This window comes from Streptomyces sp. SID1328, assembly GCF_009865595.1.
Classification (GTDB): Bacteria; Actinomycetota; Actinomycetes; order Streptomycetales; family Streptomycetaceae; genus Streptomyces; species Streptomyces griseoluteus.
The window spans coordinates 1-1,488 of sequence record NZ_WWKH01000426.1 but is presented as its reverse complement, the minus strand read 5'-3'; the positions used below and the strand labels follow the sequence as shown (position 1 = coordinate 1,488).

2 pseudogenes are annotated in these 1,488 nt (G+C 74.7%); one reads left to right on the top strand and one right to left on the bottom strand.

The features are described from left to right. Positions 1-863: pseudogene (locus GT030_RS12755) on the bottom strand (hydrogenase maturation protein); the annotation flags it as partial. A gap of 227 nt (positions 864-1,090) precedes the next feature. On the opposite strand from GT030_RS12755, the pseudogene GT030_RS37365 reads away from it, so the two are divergent. Then, positions 1,091-1,228, top strand: a pseudogene (locus GT030_RS37365) (carotenoid oxygenase family protein); the annotation flags it as partial. Positions 1,229-1,488: the final 260 nt, after the last annotated feature.

The window sequence follows — 1,488 nt, the reverse complement described above, 5'->3', positions numbered from 1 at the left end:
GCCGGGATCTCGGGCAGGGCGGGGGTGTGCGGGGCGGTCCAGGAGGCGAGGACGGTGGCGGCGGGGCGGCGGAAGGGCGCCGGGTCGCCGGAGTTCTTGCGGGGGCGCAGCTCGGGAATCCACACGGCGCCGTCGCGGGTGGCGCGGCAGACGGCTCCGGCGCGGGTGGCGAGGAGGTCGCCGGGGCGGCCGCGGAGCTGGTCCTCGGGGTGGCCGCCGTGCAGGAAGACCTCGCGGCCGTGGAGCTCGTCGAGCACGCCCGGCTGGGAGTCGGCGCCGCGCAGCTTGCGCAGGACGGCACGGGTGTCGTCCCGCTCCCAGTCGATGCGGCGCCGGTCCTGGCGGAAGTAGTCGCGCCAGACGGCCTCGGGCCAGTCGCCGGTCTGCGGGCGGGGCTTGTGGTCGCCGTCGGCGTACCGGCGCACGGCCCGGTGCAGGGCGGTCATCGCCGCGTCGGCCGCCTCGTTGCGGTACAGGTCGCTCTTTCCGGCCTCCGGTAGGGCGAAGGGCTCGTCGGCCCAGACGGCGCCCGCGTCCATGCCGGCCTCGGCCTGGAGGACGGTGACGCCCCACTGGCCGGCCTCTCCGTCGACGGCCCAGTCCAGGGAGGAGGGACCCCGGTCTCCCGGCGGGCCGGGATGCACGATCAGGCAGGTGTGCTCCCGCCATACGTCCTCCGGGAGCGCGGTCTTCAGCATGGGCGCGACGAGCAGCTCGGGGCGTCTGTCGCGTACGGCGGCACGGACAGGGTCGGGCCCGTGCGTGGCGAGTACGACGTCCACCTCGTGTCCGGCGTCCGAGAGTTCGGCGTAGGCGCGCTGGGTGAGGCTGTTGAACGCGCTGGCGACCAGCAAAATGTCCATGAGACCGTATATTCGTCCATGTTCCGGACGTCATGTAGGACCATCGGAACGTTTCCTCACCCTCTTGCGGCCGCTTCCGCCCGCACCGGGGCATTCCGGTCCCTCCGAGTCAGGCAACCGTTCGATCGACGGTCGGGGGTTCGGATGCGAGGGTGGGCCGAGCGGGTGACCACCGGGGGTACGTCGGCCCGCTTTTCCTCCGCCGGGGAGGTCCCATGACCGGTTCCGCCACCGACCGCACCGACGACAGCGTCCACCTCCTGGTGGTTCCCGCCGGGGCACCGGACAGCGGCCCGGTGGCCCGCGTGCGCACCCCGGTCCGCGTTCCGCTCGGCCTGCACGGGAACTGGCTGCCGACCGAGGAGCAGGTGGGGACGTCCGTAGTCCACGCGGCCCAGTGGGCGTCACCCGGTGTCCGGTTTGCCCGTAGCGTCGGAGGTGACCGGCGGTCAGCCCGGCGGGTGCGGAGGCGAGGCGGGCGCGTGGTGGGTGGTGACGGGCGGCGGACGGGGCGCGGGCGTTCCGGTCCGGGCGCGCGGGGCGTGGTGCGGGGCAGCCGTCCGGCGTACTCCGTGCGGCTGCCCTCGGTGACCCGGTCCGTACCCCGTGCCCCGGTGGCCGAGCG